At 46.9% G+C, this 16,876-nt stretch carries 12 protein-coding genes and 2 tRNA genes; 1 reads left to right on the top strand and 13 read right to left on the bottom strand.

Features of this window, described 5'->3' with window-relative positions:
- From ACSNJE_RS09685 to ACSNJE_RS09660, 6 genes are all read right to left on the bottom strand, one after another.
- Nucleotides 1–382, bottom strand: a 382-nt coding sequence (locus ACSNJE_RS09685; protein ID WP_495252565.1) for a hydrogenase iron-sulfur subunit, incomplete at its 3' end; no start/stop codon positions are given.
- A 2-nt stretch (nt 383–384) separates the two neighbouring features.
- Nucleotides 385–2,370: a 4Fe-4S binding protein gene (locus ACSNJE_RS09680; RefSeq protein WP_495252561.1), complete on the bottom strand. Its 1,986-nt coding sequence runs from the start codon at nt 2,368–2,370 to the stop codon at nt 385–387.
- A gap of 755 nt (nt 2,371–3,125) precedes the next feature.
- The gene (locus ACSNJE_RS09675) at nt 3,126–3,290 is read right to left on the bottom strand and encodes a hypothetical protein (RefSeq protein WP_495252560.1); all 165 of its coding nucleotides are present in this window, start codon (nt 3,288–3,290) and stop codon (nt 3,126–3,128) included.
- A gap of 63 nt (nt 3,291–3,353) precedes the next feature.
- Nucleotides 3,354–3,429, bottom strand: a tRNA-Lys gene (locus ACSNJE_RS09670).
- Between the two features lie 129 nt (nt 3,430–3,558).
- Nucleotides 3,559–3,858, bottom strand: coding sequence for a hypothetical protein (locus ACSNJE_RS09665; protein WP_495252559.1), 300 nt, complete (start codon nt 3,856–3,858; stop codon nt 3,559–3,561).
- Between the two features lie 228 nt (nt 3,859–4,086).
- Nucleotides 4,087–4,169, bottom strand: a tRNA-Leu gene (locus ACSNJE_RS09660).
- Nucleotides 4,170–4,338: 169 nt separating this feature from the next.
- Between ACSNJE_RS09660 and ACSNJE_RS09655 the strand changes: the two genes are divergently transcribed.
- On the top strand, nt 4,339–4,794 hold the full coding sequence (locus tag ACSNJE_RS09655) for a hypothetical protein (RefSeq protein ID WP_495252558.1): 456 nt from the start codon (nt 4,339–4,341) through the stop codon (nt 4,792–4,794).
- Between the two features lie 22 nt (nt 4,795–4,816).
- Here the strand turns inward: ACSNJE_RS09655 and thrC are convergent, their stop codons facing one another.
- The 7 genes from thrC to clpB all read right to left on the bottom strand — a co-directional run bounded on the left by thrC (nt 4,817) and on the right by clpB (nt 16,872).
- Complete coding sequence (thrC, locus tag ACSNJE_RS09650; RefSeq protein WP_495252557.1) at nt 4,817–6,316, bottom strand: threonine synthase; 1,500 nt, start codon at nt 6,314–6,316, stop codon at nt 4,817–4,819.
- A 155-nt stretch (nt 6,317–6,471) separates the two neighbouring features.
- Nucleotides 6,472–9,603: an efflux RND transporter permease subunit gene (locus ACSNJE_RS09645; RefSeq protein ID WP_495252556.1), complete on the bottom strand. Its 3,132-nt coding sequence runs from the start codon at nt 9,601–9,603 to the stop codon at nt 6,472–6,474.
- A gap of 47 nt (nt 9,604–9,650) precedes the next feature.
- On the bottom strand, nt 9,651–10,295 hold the full coding sequence (locus tag ACSNJE_RS09640) for a TetR/AcrR family transcriptional regulator (protein WP_474773433.1): 645 nt from the start codon (nt 10,293–10,295) through the stop codon (nt 9,651–9,653).
- Nucleotides 10,296–10,730: 435 nt separating this feature from the next.
- The gene (locus ACSNJE_RS09635; protein WP_495252555.1) at nt 10,731–12,407 is read right to left on the bottom strand and encodes an FAD-dependent oxidoreductase; all 1,677 of its coding nucleotides are present in this window, start codon (nt 12,405–12,407) and stop codon (nt 10,731–10,733) included.
- Between the two features lie 142 nt (nt 12,408–12,549).
- Complete coding sequence (locus tag ACSNJE_RS09630; RefSeq protein ID WP_495252554.1) at nt 12,550–13,200, bottom strand: hypothetical protein; 651 nt, start codon at nt 13,198–13,200, stop codon at nt 12,550–12,552.
- 111 nt (nt 13,201–13,311) lie between these two features.
- Entirely contained in the window at nt 13,312–13,989 is a 678-nt protein-coding gene (gene uppS / locus ACSNJE_RS09625; protein WP_495252553.1) for a polyprenyl diphosphate synthase, read from the bottom strand.
- 276 nt (nt 13,990–14,265) lie between these two features.
- Nucleotides 14,266–16,872: an ATP-dependent chaperone ClpB gene (gene clpB, locus ACSNJE_RS09620; protein ID WP_495252552.1), complete on the bottom strand. Its 2,607-nt coding sequence runs from the start codon at nt 16,870–16,872 to the stop codon at nt 14,266–14,268.
- Nucleotides 16,873–16,876: the final 4 nt, after the last annotated feature.

Below are 16,876 nucleotides of genomic sequence, written 5' to 3'. Positions count from 1 at the left end.
TAGTCTCGGTCATTTCCTTGGTATTATCGGCCCATTTCTGTCCTTCCGATCCTGAAATCCAGCGGGCTTTGAAACGGGCGGGTTCATAGCCCACGTATTCCAGGAGGCGTTTAAACACTAAAAATCTCCTTCTGGTAAAATAGTTTCCGGTAGCATAATGACAGTCACCGGGATGACACCCGGCCACCAACACTCCGTCGGCCCCTCTTTGAAATGCCCGGACTACAAAAACGGGATTTACCCTTCCGGAACAGGGAACCCGTATTATTCTCATATAAGGAGGCTGTTTGAACCTGCTGATTCCGGCGAGATCTGCCCCGGCATAACTGCACCAGTTACAGCAGAAACCAACTATTTTAGGTTTAAATTCGTTATTTTCCATCCTTACAGACACGCAGCATCCACCTCCGCCAGTAATTGGTCATTGGTAAAGCCTTTCAGGTTCAGAGCACCGGAACGGCATTCCGGTACACATGCACCACAGCCCTGACAAAGACCGCTGTTCACATCGGCAACGGTCCGGGTTATTTCTTGACCATGTACGCGTTCAGTGATTTCTTTACCGCTTATTGCTTTATAAGGACAAACTTTGCTGCATAACAGGCAGCCAACACATTTCTCCTGGTTTACTTCCGATATCATTGGGTTAGTAGCCAGCTGATCCTTGGAGAAAAGGGCTGTAACTTTGGATGCCGCGGCACATGCCTGGGCTACCGTATCAGGAATGTCTTTGGGTCCCTGGCAGCAGCCAGCCAGAAAAATGCCCGCTGTATTGGTATCTACAGGCTGCAGTTTTGGGTGGGCTTCAGTAAAAAACCCGTCTTTATCATAGGAAAAACCAACCTTCTGGGCCAACTCAGAAGCCTCTTTCACAGGCACCATAGCCGTGGCTAATACTACCAGGTCAGCGGCAATTTCCACATTTTTACCCACCAAAGTGTCTTCACCTAAGACAATCAGCTTATCGCCGTCCTGATATATCTTGGAAACCCTGCCCCGGATATACTTGGCGCCGTATTCCTCCGTTGTCCTGGTATAAAACTCATCGTACATTTTACCAGGTGTCCGGACATCCATATAAAATACATAAACATCCGCCCCGGGTAGTTTTTCACAGGCCTGGGTGGCATGTTTGGCAGTATACATGCAGCAGGCCCGGGAACAATATTTCTTGCCTTTGACCTCATCCCGGGAACCAACACATTTTACAAAAACAATAGTCTCGGGGGTTTTACCATCTGAGGGCCGCTTAATTTTTCCGCCTGTCGGTCCTGATGCGTTTACCAGCCGCTCAAACTGCATGCTGGTAATAACATCCGGATATTTTCCACCACCGTATTCGGGATAAGCTGTTTTCCAATCCCATAGTTCAAAACCGGTGGCCATGACTATGGCGCCAAATTTTTCAGTGATAAATTCATCCTTGTCTTCGTAATTAACTGCCCCTGTCGGGCAAACTTTGGCGCAGACACCGCATTTTCCGTCCTTCAGCTTTTTACAGTTAACAGGGTCAATCACAGTCTTGTTGGGAACAGCCTGGGGAAAAGGTTTATAGATACAGGGTCTGGTTCCCATTCCCTGCTCAAATTCACTAACTACCTTGGTAGGGCATTTAGTCTCACAAATGCCGCAGCCGGTACATTTATTCAGGTCCACATACCTGGCTTTTTTTCGTATGGTAACATCGAAGTTACCGATATAACCTGTCACGCTTTCAACCTCAGAATATGACATAATCGTGATATTAGGATGCTGGGCAGCATCAACCATTTTTGGTGTACAAATACATGCGGAGCAGTCCAAGGTTGGGAAGGTCTTATCCAGCAGAGCCATTTTCCCTCCGATAGTAGCTTCCTTTTCTAAGAGTACCACTTCATGCCCGTGATCGGCTATATCCAGGGCGGCAAAGATACCGGCAATACCGCCACCAATAACCAGCGCCCTTTTGGTAATAGGAATAGCCCCTGCCTGCAGGGGCACAACTTTGGCTACTTTGGCCACGGCCTTGCGGACTAAATTAATAGCCTTTACAGTAGCTTCCTCCGGGTTATCCGGATGGATCCATGAGCAGTGTTCCCTGAGGTTGGCCATCTCCAGAAGGTAGGGGTTCAGACCTGCCCTGGCAATGGTTTTGCGAAAGGTTAATTCATGCATACGCGGTGAGCATGAGGCAACGACCACCCGTTCAAGGTTGTGTTCCTTAATTGCCTGAATCATCATTTCCTGACCCGGCTCCGAACATGTATACTTGTACTCCTGGGTAAAGACAACATTAGGAAAAGATTTGGCTGACTCCGCAACCCTGGGTACGTCTACAACACCACCGATATTAGAGCCGCACCAGCATACAAATACTCCGACTCTTTTCATACCTCTCCTCCTTTACATGAATCCAAGCCATTAAGAGCTTAGTTCATTTTTTCACAGATAAATTATATATGACAATTTGTTATTTATCTAATAACTTTTGGTTATATCAAGATGCAGCGTGAATATTATTTACTGGTGTCATATATTTTGCTAATTCAACAGGAGGGAGGTGGTGTATATTTGACAAGGCGGCCCTGGAAGCTACAAAAACTTTAAAGGTAAATCACAGCAGAGCTAGTTCAGCTCACAAAAAAGCACAGTATCCTTTGAGGATGCTGTGCTTTCAATGAAAATAGCCCTTCTATAACAAATGGTGCCTTAATGTACTTCACTTTTTCCAATAGGTATTCCTGACCGGCTGTTACAATCGAGGTTCTCCTATCATTGTCAACGAAACCACTAACCTGTATCCGAGCAATTCTGTCACCAAATTCTGTCAGCATTCTGTCCAGATAATTTTCGTTTCGCGTAGCCCTGTTTATATTTGGTACACATTTAAAAGCAGTTTTCCTGAGTACATTCCTGAACTCAGACCAAGAACCATGTTTCTCCGAGTTTTCAAGGTAAACCGGTAATCCACTGGAAGTCAAAACACTAAAATCTAATATCCGGTCAAAATGAAAAACGTAGGCTTCGACCTTTAACCTGGAACTAAAATGGCGTAGATGGTCGAGGACAATTGTTGTCCTGGCGTTATTTCCGTAATTAATGCCACACCATGGCGCATGAATTGTTATCTCCCGAAAGTAATTCAACTATTCCAACAAAGGTGTCGGCAACAAATAACTCTTAAGCATCTTTATATGGGGAATGGCTATATCTATCCTTGAAAACTTAAACTCCTTGCATATCTCAATTTTCTGTGCGGCAGTTATAGGCCACAGGCAAAAAGAAGCAGTGGATAGCGCCGTCTTACCCATATCCAGTCCAACACCCCCAAAAAAAAGAACACCACTCACCTAATCGGAGTGGAGAAAAATGAATGGTGGGCCATGAAGGACTCGAACCTTCAACCTGACGATTAAGAGTCGCCTGCTCTACCAATTGAGCTAATGACCCGTTCCTTTATTATTATATATAACTGAATTTAAGTAGGAGGGGGCAATTTACCCCCGTCCTATTCTCGTATTTTGTTTATGAAGCGCTTTATGATTTTGAAGGACCGACGAACTTTTCGCCGGTCCTTATCTATTGGGCCTTTTTCAGTTTGGTTATTTCTATCTCATGCCTGCCGTACATCTCCGCCAAAGCGACTATCTCAGCCCGTATCTGCTCGTGCTCTCTGCTGTTCTGCTCACGCAAATCCTGTATCTCTGCCTTCAGTTCGGCCCTAACACTCTCGATCTCTGCCTTCAGTTCGGTCCTGACACTTCCTATTTCGGTCCTTAGCCTGTTTTCCGTCTCCGTTAATCTTTGGTCTAGAGTTTTTACATCCCCGGCCAGTTCTTTAATGGCCTGCATAATCATTATAAACTGTTCGTTACTCAACACAATCCCTCCCGCGGCATCTCCTGAAAATATTGTATCTTTTTTCCTTCCGTTAATTATAAAATTATCCAGAGAACGGAACCGGGAACGAAAGCACCGAAAGCACTGTCCGAAAACGTTTTTTCTATTTCAAATCAAACTCGTACGAATGCGTACGATTTTTTCAAAAAACATTTTAAAAAGGCTTCGGGGCAAAAACCCGCGAAGCCTTGATATAATTGGCTTTTTTGGTGCCGAAGGAGGGATTCGAACCCTCACGGTTTCCCGCACGATTTTGAGTCGTGTGCGTCTGCCAGTTCCGCCACTTCGGCGTTTTTTCGATGCAACAATTATATTACCATAAAGACTGCTTAAATGCAAGACCAAACAGGTGGAAATTTAAGTACATCCCGGGAATACTTGCAGAAAGCAAAACAAATACTAATGACAAAAGGCGTATCAATTACTTTGTATTGAAGACCTAATGGAGGTTTGATTTAAATGAAAAGAGATACCGTCGCTGCCGGCACCTGGATAGGTATTTGGGGGACCGTGCTTATTATCTTACTTTCCTACCTGGAAATGATCTTCGGCATCCTGAGTACCCCACCTTGGAATATCGCTGCCGATGTGTTCTTAACAAGTGCAAATATAAAAACTTTATATGGTTTGATTATTGGCATGGCAGGCACTTTGGCCCTCGGCATAGCTACTACCTTATTTATCGCTGCAATTTTAAGATTGACGGGTACAGATTATGCATGGTTAAAAGGAGTTATTGTCGCTAACGCTATAGGTTTTGGCACCATGGGTTTGTTTATGCCCATGTTGAATATCAGCGAAAACATTCAAAGCGAACCCTGGACAAATATCTTGGCTCTTCTTGACCTGACCATTTTTGGTCTTTTCACCGGCTATATGTTGAAGAAATCGTTTCAACAACGGGTCGAAAAATAATAAGAATAAATGCTTTTTACTTTTATACGCCCAGGATGTTGTTTATTTCCTGAACCAGTTCTTCCTTAGCCGCCACTCTGTTATGCCGGACAGGTTTTTTGTCCAAGTCGCGCAGGCCGGGGTGGATTTCCATGCCGGAAACTTCCCGCAACTCTTGCAGGATTGCCATTTCATCCTTGCCGGCGATAGCTTCCGGCCCTTTGATAGCTTCCAGCACCGCAGCATTAAATTTAAACGGATTGGCGGTGGAAGCAATTACCGTCGGCGTATGGTCTTTGGTAGATTTAACATAGTCCCAGTATACTTTCAGGGCAACGGCCGTATGGGTGTCAACGGTATAGTGTTTTTTCTCAAACACTTCTCTTATTGTGGCCAGAGTTTCTTCTTCGGTAGCAAAGCCGGCTGCCAGTATGGCATCAATTCTGGCCCTGGTTTCCGCATCAATGTTAAAAACACCCGTTGCATTCAGCTCTCTGAACCATTTGTTTATTAATTCGCTGTTATGCCCGTTAACTTCGAAAAGGAACCTCTCCAGATTGCTGGAAATCAAAATATCCATAGAAGGACTGTTCGTCTTTATAAACTCCCGGTTACGGTCATATGCACCTGTACGGAAAAAGTCAGTCAAAACCTTGTTTTCATTGGAAGCACATATGAACTTGTTGACAGGCAGACCCATGCGGTAAGCATAGTAGCCGGCCAGGATATTGCCGAAGTTACCCGTGGGAACAACTATATTGATTTTATCCCCCATATTTATCTGACCTTGTCTGACCAGAGACAGGTAGCTCCATATATAGTAAATAATTTGCGGTACCAGACGCCCCCAGTTGATGGAGTTGGCTGAAGATAACTCAATGCCGTGTTCATTCAGAAAATGGTTGTAATCCGGGTCGCCAAAAATTTCTTTCACGGCATTCTGGCAATCATCGAAATTACCCTTTACAGCCACAACGTATGTGTTATTCCCATCGGTGGTTGTCATCTGCAGTTCCTGCACCTTGCTGACCCCCCCGGAGGGGTAGAAAACAATGATTCTGATGCCTGGAACGTTTTTATAACCTTCCAGGGCCGCTTTGCCCGTATCACCCGATGTGGCCACCAAAATAACTATTCCCTTGTCTGACTGTACTTTTTTCACAGCCTTGGATAATAAGGGAGGCATTATTTGCAGGGCCATATCCTTAAAAGCCGCTGTTGGGCCATGCCAGAGCTCCAGAAAATAGGTATGGTTATTTAACTGAAATAAAGGCGCTATTTCGGGGGTATCAAAATTTTGACCGTTGTAAGCCCTGTCTATGCACTCCCGGATTTCCTCTGCAGAATAATCAGTGAGGTAAAGTCCCAAAACCTTTTCCGCCACTTCCTGATAAGAACAGTTAACCATGTTCGCCAGGTCATTCATGGATAGTACAGGAAGGAATTCGGGAACAAAAAGGCCGCCCGTCGGAACCATGCCCAGTTTGATTGCCCGGGCGGAGCTAACAGCTTCAAAGTTGCCCCTTGTACTTATGTAGTTCATTATATGTTCTCCTTTCAAAGCCAAGCATAATATCTAATTTTATTCCAAAAAAGAATTAACGTCAAGGACCGGTAGAGATACTAAACAGGCGAGCCAAGGCATTGCCCATCTGTTACCACGTTAAGGGCGTTTGTCAATGCGGGCGTTAAACGGGGTTATGCCCCGGCAGAAACAGGTTCCTTTTTCCTGCGGCCTTTAAAGAACCGGTTTTTAAAGTCGTCTATTAAGGTATAGGCAACAGGTATCAGGATAGGCGTCAATATGGTGGAGGTAATCAAGCCGCCTACCAAAACAATACCCATGCCTTTCCTGATTTCCGAACCTTCGGCAAAAGCCAGGGCTGTTGGTAGCATACCGAAGATCATGGTTACCGATGTCATAAATATAGGACGCAATCTGGTTGTTCCCGCCTCCAGCAGGGCATCCCGCAGGGAAAGGCCCCTTTCCATCAGGGTATTGGTATAGTCAATAAGCAGAGTACCGTTTTTGGCGGCTAAACCGTCCAGCATAATAATACCGATGAGAGACATCATATCCAGGTTGGTTCCGGTTATGGCCAGAGCTATCATGGCCCCGATAATGCCACAGGGCAATGACAGCATACGGATAAAGGGCGTAAGAAATGATTCATACAAAATTGTCAGGATCATGTAAACCAGGATCAGGGACAGGACCAGTGCCTGAATCAAATCAGCATTGGAATCATCCATCTGCTTGACATCACCGTCATACTCAATTTTGAAACCCGGCGGCAAATCCAGTTTGGCAAAACCGGCATCAAGAGATTTTCGGATTTCGGCCAGGGAAGCGCCTTTATAATCACAGGTTATAGCAATCATCCGCTGCCGGTTTTTATGCCGGATCTGCGTGGGGCCTTCTCCGTAGGACAGGTCTGCCACCTGTTTTAACAGAACCGTCTCACCCCGGTAATTGGTAACAGTTGTATTACCCAGTTCTTCCACGTTATTTCTGTCAATGTCAGTTAACTGTACCGTAATATCATATTCTTTACCCTTTTCCCTGTACTGGGTAGCCACCTCGCCGGCCATAGCCGCTCTGAGAGCCTGGGCTATTTCTCCGGCCGAAAGTCCGTAGAGGGCAGCCTTTTCCCTGTTCACCTTGACCTGAATTTCCGGCTGTCCATTTTCTTCCCAGGAGCTTTTTACTTCCAGGGTGCCCGGTGTCTTTTCCGTAATTTCTTTCATTTGGCCGGCCAGCTTGACCAGAGTATCTGAATCAGGGCCCGAAAGTTCAATAATAATGGGCGCTTCCATATAGGCCATGCCCGGCAGGGCAGCCTCGGCCACCTTCATTTCCACACCCGGGAACAGGTTGTCCCACTTTCTGACTTCATCTACAATCTGCCAGACCGTTTTGTCCCGTTTGTTTTTGGACACCAGATTCACATATATCTTGGCCCGGTGAGAAGCATTGCCGGGGGCAACAGCCCCTCCCCCCAAACCGACCATGGAAAAATAGGATTCCACCTCAGGTATTTTGGCCAGCCTGTCTTCAAATTCTTTTACAACCTGATCAGTCTTCTGTAACGGCGTACCCGGCGTCAGTTCCAATACAATGGAAAACTTGCTCTGGTCAGTATTGGAAATAAACTCTCCGCCTATGGCACCGGTAAAAAGCAGTGAAATACTGGCCGCAATGCCTGCAACTACTACCAGGAGAACCTTCAGCCTGTGCTGCAGAGACCATTTCAATAGACTCCGGTAAAAGCTGACCACCCGATGACCTAGGGCATTAGTTTTTACGCCGACCCAGGCCCACAACCTGTTTGTTCTTTTTTCCTCCTTATCGCCGCTGTGGTTCTTGTAAAATTTGGCTGCCAACATCGGTGTCAGGGTAAAGGAAACAAAAAGGGAAAACAGGGTTGCCACTACTACAGTCAAACCAAACTGGCGGAACATCTGACCCACCATACCGGTCATAAAAGCAATCGGGCCAAATACCACCACATCGGATAGAGTTATAGCAATAGCCGCCATGCCTATTTCTCCCCGGCCGTCTATTGCTGCCTGTTCAGCGCTTTTCCCCATCTGCAGGTGCCGGTGTATATTTTCCAGGACTACTATGGAATCATCAACCAGAATGCCCACACAAAGAGATAAACCCATCAATGACAGCATGTTGAAGGTGAAGCCGAAAAAGTACATCATCATAAAAGTGGCAATAATGGAAGTAGGAATGGCCAGCATGACAATTACCAGCGACCGCCATTCCCGCAGGAAGAACAACAGAACAATGCCCGTCATTACAACGCCTTCCACCAGGGTTCTCTTGGTATCGGCAAGAGAATTGGTGATAAAAGTTGAGGTATCGTCTGAGATAACGATTTTTATATCGCCGGGCACATCTTTTTTAATGCTTTCCAATTCCTTGCGGATACCTTCGGCGGTATCCACAATACTGGCATCACTCTGCTTCTGCACCAGAATAGCCACAGCCTCTTTTTTATTCAGCCGGCTTAAGCGTTCCATCTCTTTAAAAGTGTCAGACACCTTGGCAATATCCTTCAGCGGAATTGTTCCCCCTGTTGGCAGCGGAATCAACAGGTCCTCAATTTCTCTTAGCTCTGTAAACTCGCCCAACAACCTGATATTGTAGTTCCTGTCGGTTTGTTTGATTTTGCCACTGGGCACATTATGGTTTTCCAGGCTTAATCTCTGGATCACCTGGTTGACGGAAAGACCGTAGGCAGCTAACCTGTTCCGGTCAACCTCAACGAGGATTTCTCTTTCCTGCCCACCTACGATGTTTACTGTAGCTACACCGGGTACTGATTCCAACCGGTCTTTTATTTTATCCCTGGCAATCTCGTAAATTTCATTCAGCGACCGCTCCCCCGAAATAGCAATAGTTATGACAGGTTCGGCATTTAAATCAACCTTCTGCACGAGCGGCTTATCCATGTCTCTGGGCAGCTTAATCAAAACAGCATCTACAGCTTTTTGCGTATCACTGACCGCCACATCGGCATCGGTGCTCATGGTAAATTCCAGGACAGTAGTGGCCACACCCTCATTTATGTAAGAAGCAACTTTTTTTAAACCACTGATGGATGAAACCTGTTCCTCGATAGGGTCGACAACTTGGCTCTCCATTTCTTCAGTCCCGGCGCCGGGATAGATGGAGGTAATTGTAACAAAAGGCATATTAGCTTTGGGAAACAGGTCTGCCCCCAGCTTAGTATAGGAAAACAAACCCAGGACCACAAAAAACATGATGATCATAGTCATGGCCACAGGTTTTTTTATAGCCAGTTCCGTAACCTTCACTTAACTCCCCCCAAAAACGCTAAACTCCTCCCAAAAAGCTAAAAAAGTTAAAAAAACATATAATATAAAACTTCCAAATTACTTACGCTAACAACACCGTCGTTTCTCCCACATCCCTTAAAAAACAGATCAAGGACTTCCAAATATCTGTCTTTCAGCGGCTCCCCGTCAGATTCCGCCAGCCAGTGCAGAGTAGCCGAATACAGCGCTCCCAATAGCTGCCGGGCCATGGTTTGCGAAGAAAATCTATCCGATACATCACCTTTTTCCTGGCCCATTTTAAAGATATCCGTAAAACCTTCTTCCAGCCCGTCTTTTGGCACAGGTTCCCAATTAGGCCCATAATAAAAATTTCTTAAGTCGGAAATATATATTTCTGAAAGTTCCTTGTTTTCTTCATGCCAATGGGCTATAATTAACAAGACAAATTGAAAACGTTCGTATGTACTGGGTAATTCCATAACCCGCGGCCAATTCTTTTCCCGGTAATCTGCGACCACCCAACCGACATAAGCCCCGACAATGGCTTCTTTGGAAGGAAAATAATTATATAACGTCCCCAGAGCTACATCTGCTTCCTCAGAAATCCGGTTCATCGTAGTCTGTTCAAAACCACGTTTTTTGAAAAGCCTGATGGCCGTCTCCATAATTTTTAAACGAGTGGCTTCTTTTTTTCTCTCCCGTCTTGTCATTTCACACACTCATATCACCCTCCCACGCAATTTTAAATCACTGTCCCGTTTCTACCGGATTATTGTTAATACTTATAATTACTATATTTTTATGTAAATTATAATTTTGTAATCATTATAAATTTATTGCAATAATATTTTACTCCTTCCTTTTTCATACCGTCAATTGAAAAAATTCCTGTATTTTTGTAAAACAAAGCGCAAAAGAACATCCCATAACCGTAAGTAAATGGGCCCCGCTGTGAAAGCATAGGAAGCGGCAGACATATTCCTCCACAACGGCAACAAGTCAGCTTACCGGCTCCCGCATACGCGGATCGCCGATAAGTGGATATCAAACTCGTCGTTCCGGAACATATCTGCCACTCCCTGAACTTACGGTCAAAAGTAAAGCAACTGCCCCACTTCCTTATGGGACACTCCCGAAATTTTGGGTCATTGTTTCCTGTTCCTCAGCCCCTCAACCATTTTCCACCCGTGGTAGCCGGCCCCCAGATTTTTTATATTTTTAAACCCATGGTGTTCTAAAATTTTGTAAGCCAAATAGGATCGGTAACCTATCCCGCAGTACAGTATTTTTTCCTTCGTTTTATCGATTTCATGGAGGCGGTTTCTGAACTGGTCAACAGGAATGTTGACTGCCCCCGGAATGTGTCCCCTTGTATATTCATCCGGGGTCCGTACATCCAGAATCTGCACATCCCGGCCTTCCGCAAGCCGCTCAAGGACTTCCATGCCGGTAACAGTTTGCAGTTCACCCCTGGCCACATTTGCCGCTACGAACCCGGCCATGATGCACGGGTCTTTGGCAGAAGAAAAAGGTGGCGCATAAGCCAGATCCAGGTTTTCCAGGTCAAAAACAGTCATTTTCCCGTAAATGGCCGTCGCCAGTATATCGATTCTCTTGTCAATCCCCCTAGTACCAACTACCTGGCCGCCTAAAAGCCGGCCGGACAGTTTTTCCACTATCAGCTTCACTATCATGGGTTCCGCACCCGGATAATAACCGGCGTGGTCGGGCGATACCGTAAAGGTTGTGTAGTAGTCAAATCCCGCTTCCCTGGCTTCTTTTTCGTTGAGACCGGTGCGCGCCGCTGTCATAGGACCAACTTTAATTATGGAGGTATTGATGACTCCGCGAAATTCCATATTCCCGCCCACCATGTTGGCCCCGGCAACCCGCCCCTGCTTGTTAGCGGGACCGGCCAGCGGAACCCTGACCTTTTGCCCGGTGATGAAATGAGTAGACTCCACAATATCCCCGCCGGCATAAATATCCGGATCACTGGTCTGCATTCTGGAATTCACCAGGACTCCCCCGGTAACCCCCAGCTCCAGGCCGGCACCAACGACCAAATCAAGTTCCGGCTGTACACCGGCGGAAATAATAACCAAATCGACCGGTAAACTGGTACTGTCCATCAGCTCTACCGCCTCAACGGTTTTCGCCCCCAAAAACCTCCGGATACCTACATCCAACCTTACATTTGCTCCCATTCTGCGTAATTGCTGCGCCACCAGCCCTGCCATTTCAGGGTCCCATGGTGAAAGCAGTTGGTTGCCCTTTTCCACAATTGTAACCTGTATTCCTTTCTGCAAGAGCGCTTCTGCAGTTTCTATGCCAACAAAACCGCCCCCCATAATTACAGCATGTCTGACTCTTCCGCTGTCCACCAGAGTTTTTACTGCATCCACATCAGGAACAGTCCACAGGGAATGGATATTTTTCAAATCGGCTCCCTCCAGGGGAGGTCTTACAGGAATTCCTCCTGTGGCGATCATCAGTTTGGTATAACTTTCTTCAAACAGCTCCCCGCTCTTATGATTTATAACTTCTACGGTTTTACGGTCCCTGTTTATTTTCACAACTTCATGGTTAACAAAAACATCAATGTTAAAGCGCTCTTTGAAACGTTCCGGCGTGACAAGAAAAAGTTCATCGCGCTCTTTTATTTCGCCTCCCAGGTAATAGGGCAAGCCGCAGTTGGCAAAAGAAACATAAGGGCCCCGCTCGAAAATTATAATTTTACTAAACTCATCAGTCCTGCGGGCTTTTGCCGCAGCGCTTGCTCCAGCCGCAACACCGCCGATAACAACTACTTTTTCACTCAACTTGGACCCCCCAATGGTTTATAACTTTATTTCACTGGCATGTTGGTATTTCCTATCATAATCGGGCAATTGTATCTGCAATCACTTCAATTTATATGAAAAACAGGTGCAAAAACATTGTTTGCACCTTTTTAACAAGTCATCAGGGACCCGGCGTAGGTTGGGTCTGCGGTTGGGTCCCGGGCGCCTGCTGTTCATTACTTTCTTGGCCTTTATCTTTCTTTTCCTGCTCAGAGGACTTCCATTCCTCTTTTTGTTGCCGGTTCTTGTTTTGCCCCTGATCCTTTGCCGGCGCCTGCTTTCCGTTCTGTGAAATACCCTTATCGCTTAATCCGGAACGGTAGCCCGCCAAAGGATAATCCTTGATGCCAGAGACCCCGTTTTTCTCAACTGAATGGCAGGAAGCACAGCGTCCTTTGGCTTTTGTATAAAAAATCTCGCTCATCCAGTGGGCCCGGTGAATGCCTCGGTAAAACTTTTTGTACAGCTCATAATTTTTTTGTGCCTCGTGGCAGTTATAGCATGCGCTGACGGCTCCCTGCTTAACTTCCGGATGGCCCTCGATCCGCTGCACATAAACTGGCAGAGACCGGTCTACATCGGCAGTTTTCTTATGGCAGGAAACGCACCCATTGGTATGCGGGTTGTCGGCAGCCTCGGCATATAAAGTGGAATAAGTTTTGGTGTTAGCCCGGTTTAAAAGTTTTTTCTGTTCTTTGTTGGCTGAACAGCCGGTCAAAAGGGCCGTAAAAATAAAAAATAAGGAAACCGCGAAAAATACCCGTCGATTCATATATAATACCTCCTCTGGGTTTTTTCTTAGTTTCCCCTCTTTTATGTACAAAATTCCTGTCTTGTTTAATTTGGTCCTGCAGATAACCAGCCAATGGTCGCCAGGTTACCTTCACCCCCCCAGGGTAATGTCCTGAATCTCGTACCAGCGCAGAGCATTATAAAAATGCTCAGGTTTAAAGTCCGGCCACAAATCGTCCACTATAAAAAAATCCGCATAAATGGTCTGCACGGGTAAAAAACCGCTTAACCGGCGCCTGCCCCCCCACCTGATTACAAGGTCAATGCGGGAAATGTCAGCGGAAGCCAGTGACTGGTGAAATACGTGCTTGGCAGCGGATTTCCGGGGCAAAGCCGCTTTCATGCCATGGTACAGGTCCCAATGCCACCCGTAATTGACCAGGAAATTTACCCGCATCCCTCCCTTGCCTATGTTTACGCGTTTTTTGGTAAAAGGAAGCAGTTCCCTTGGAAACGCAGGGGATTCGGTATTACCTACTACCAGTAAGGCAGCATCCTTTTCCAGCAATTTAAATACAGCATCAACACAGGCTTTTTGAAAAGCCCTTTTTTGCACAGCGGGACGTTTCGTATTATCGTGCGTAAAACCATAAAAGGTCATTTCTTCGATGCCTAATTCACTGGCCAGCTCATATAGATAAAAACCGGGAGCTATTCCCCAACTATAACCGGCTTCCTTGGGCAGGCCGTTTTTTTCTGCCCATCTCCTGTTACCGTCCGGAATTACCCCAATGTGTCTGGGCAGGCGTTTAAACACTGGTATGGTCATTATGTCACTCCTAATTAGATTTTTAAACAATAACTGGCTTTATTGTTTAGTTAGTGGACATTAAGCTTTTCATTTTGTTTATATTATTTTTTGCAGAAATCTATTCATTTATCCCAAGGCTCAAAAAAACAAAAGTTTCTATCGAAAACTCAAGGAAACTTTTGTTGATATCCGGAAATCATGCTTTGAGGTTATCCACAATTTTACCTCAAAGCAAAATTTTCTAAATATGAACACCGGAGAGCGCAGTTAAAAAGAAAACTGCGCTCTCTTTGTTTACTTCGATTCAGTTTTTTTGGTAAAGGTCAAAACGCCGTTTTCGGCCTGCAGGACAACGGTCTCTTTATCAGAAATTTCCCCTTTTACCAGCATACGGCTCAATGGCGTTTCCACTTCCTGCTGAATTAGGCGTTTTAACGGCCTGGCTCCGTAAGAAGGTTCATAACCCTTATCTGCCAGGTAAGTAAGGGCATTTTCCGTCCATTCCAGTTTAACGCCGGCGCCTGCATAGACACGCGCCGCTAACTTTTCCATCAGCAGGCGGGCAATCTCTTTCACCTGCTCCTGTTTTAAAGCATGGAAGACAACGATTTCATCAACCCGGTTCAGGAATTCGGGGCGGAAGTACTGTCGCAATATACCCAGCACACTTTCCTTCATCTGTTCGTAATCGCCGCCACGCTCCCGTTGTGCGAGAATCTCCTGGCTGCCCAGGTTAGAGGTCATGATTACCACGGTGTTCTGGAAATTTACCGTCCGCCCCTGGCCGTCGGTCAGGCGCCCGTCGTCCAGTAATTGTAGCAACACGTTGAAAACATCGTTATGAGCCTTTTCAATTTCGTCAAGTAAAACGACAGCATAAGGCTTGCGCCGGACAGCCTCAGTAAGCTGCCCGCCTTCTTCGTAACCGACATAACCGGGCGGGGCGCCGATTAACCTGGCCACCGTGTGTTTCTCCAGGTACTCAGACATATCAAGCCGGATCATGTTGCGTTCATCATCGAAAAGGGCCTGAGCCAGGGCCCGTGCCAATTCCGTCTTGCCCACTCCCGTCGGGCCGAGGAAAATGAAACTGCCGATCGGTCGGTTAGGGTCCTTAATACCGGCCCGGGCACGTAAGACAGCATCTGCCACGGCCCGGACAGCTTCATCCTGTCCGACAACCCGTTTGTGCAGTTCCTCGTCAAGGTGAATGAGTTTTTCTTTTTCCCCGGCCATCAGCCTGCTTACCGGTATACCGGTCCAACGGCTGACCACACGGGCAATATCTTCCTCGTCCACCTCTTCCTTCAACAGCATACCATGTTTCTGCTTACCGGCCAGGGTTTCCTCTTCTTCTTTTAACTGGCGTTCCAGGTTGGCCAATTTGCCGTATCTTAATTCAGCCAGCCGGTTCAGGTCGTATTCTCTTTCTGCCCGCTCAATTTCCTGTCTGGTTTCCTCTATTTCTTTCTTAATCTCCCGCAACCGGCTGATGGCCTGTTTTTCCACCTCCCACTGGGCCTTCATGGCATCGGCCTCACTGCGCAGTTCGGCCAGCTGGCTTCTTAACTTTTCCAATCTTTCCTGGGACGCTTCGTCTTTTTCCTTGCTCAGAGCCGCTTCTTCGATTTCCATCTGCATGATACGGCGGGTTATTTCATCCAGTTCAGTGGGCAAACTGTCGATTTCCGTTCTGATCCGGGCTGCCGCCTCATCCATTAAGTCTATGGCTTTGTCAGGCAGGAACCGGTCTGAAATATACCGGTCAGACAGGACTGCCGCCGCTACAATGGCGCTGTCTTTGATGCGTACCCCGTGGTGTACTTCATAGCGCTCCTTAAGACCCCGCAAAATGGAAATGGTATCTTCCACGGAAGGCGGGTTGACCAGTACCGGCTGAAAACGCCTTTCCAGGGCTGCGTCTTTTTCTACATGTTTCCTGTATTCGTCCAGAGTAGTGGCGCCAATGGTCCGTAGTTCACCGCGGGCCAGCATGGGTTTTAAGAGGTTCCCGGCATCAACGGCTCCTTCGGCTGCCCCGGCCCCTACAACGGTATGTAATTCGTCTATAAATAAGATGATTTTACCGTTGGATTCCTGTACTTCCTTAAGCACTGCCTTTAAACGCTCTTCAAATTCTCCTCGGTACTTGGCCCCGGCAATCAGGGCGCCCATATCCAGGCCAATCAAAACTTTATCCTTTAAACCTTCGGGTACGTCCCCGGCCACTATACGGCGGGCCAGCCCCTCGACGATGGCCGTTTTACCAACGCCCGGTTCTCCTATCAGGACAGGATTGTTTTTCGTCCGCCGCGAGAGAATTTCAATAACCCGACGGATCTCTTCATCTCTACCTATGACAGGGTCCAATTTGCCCTGCCGCGCCAGCTTGGTCAAATCCCGGCCGTATTTTTCCAGGGCTTCGTAGGTTTCTTCGGGATTTTCTCCCGTCACTCGCTGATTACCCCGTATGGAGCGCAGGGAATGCAATAGGTTTTCCCTCGTTAATCCATTCCGCCGCAGCACTTCTTTAAGCTCAGGTTCACCGTCTTCCAACAGGGCCAGCAAAAGGTGTTCAACACTGACATAATCGTCTTTCATATCCCGTGCTTCCTGCTCAGCCCGGGCAAGGGTGCGGGTGAAACCGGATCCGGCATATAAAGAACCTTCATAGCCTGTAACCACCGGTATTTTTTTTAGCAGTCCCTCAACACCGGCAGCCAACGCCCCTACGTTTACTCCCGCATGTTCGAGGAACCTGGGCGCCATACCTCCTTCCTGGGTAAGCAGGACGGCCAGCAGGTGCTTGCCCGTTACTTCCTGGTGATGCCTTTGAGCCGCCAATTGCTGGGCTCCCGCTAAAGCTTCTCTCGATTTTTGCGTGTAGCGATGCAAATCCATAGAT

Source organism: Thermincola sp. GK-1, assembly GCF_059412445.1.
This window is presented reverse-complemented; position numbering and strand designations above follow the sequence as displayed.

What these genes read in the sequence shown, in the direction of transcription:
- uppS (WP_495252553.1), bottom strand. Translation starts at nt 13,989, where the DNA reads ATGACCATACCAGTGTTTAAACGCCTGCCCAGACACATTGGGGTAATT.
- thrC (WP_495252557.1), bottom strand. Translation starts at nt 6,316, where the DNA reads ATGAACTACATAAGTACAAGGGGCAACTTTGAAGCTGTTAGCTCCGCC.
- ACSNJE_RS09640 (WP_474773433.1), bottom strand. Translation starts at nt 10,295, where the DNA reads ATGACAAGACGGGAGAGAAAAAAAGAAGCCACTCGTTTAAAAATTATG.
- ACSNJE_RS09675 (WP_495252560.1), bottom strand. Translation starts at nt 3,290, where the DNA reads ATGGGTAAGACGGCGCTATCCACTGCTTCTTTTTGCCTGTGGCCTATA.
- ACSNJE_RS09680 (WP_495252561.1), bottom strand. Translation starts at nt 2,370, where the DNA reads ATGAAAAGAGTCGGAGTATTTGTATGCTGGTGCGGCTCTAATATCGGT.
- ACSNJE_RS09655 (WP_495252558.1), top strand. Translation starts at nt 4,339, where the DNA reads ATGAAAAGAGATACCGTCGCTGCCGGCACCTGGATAGGTATTTGGGGG.
- ACSNJE_RS09630 (WP_495252554.1), bottom strand. Translation starts at nt 13,200, where the DNA reads ATGAATCGACGGGTATTTTTCGCGGTTTCCTTATTTTTTATTTTTACG.
- clpB (WP_495252552.1), bottom strand. Translation starts at nt 16,872, where the DNA reads ATGGATTTGCATCGCTACACGCAAAAATCGAGAGAAGCTTTAGCGGGA.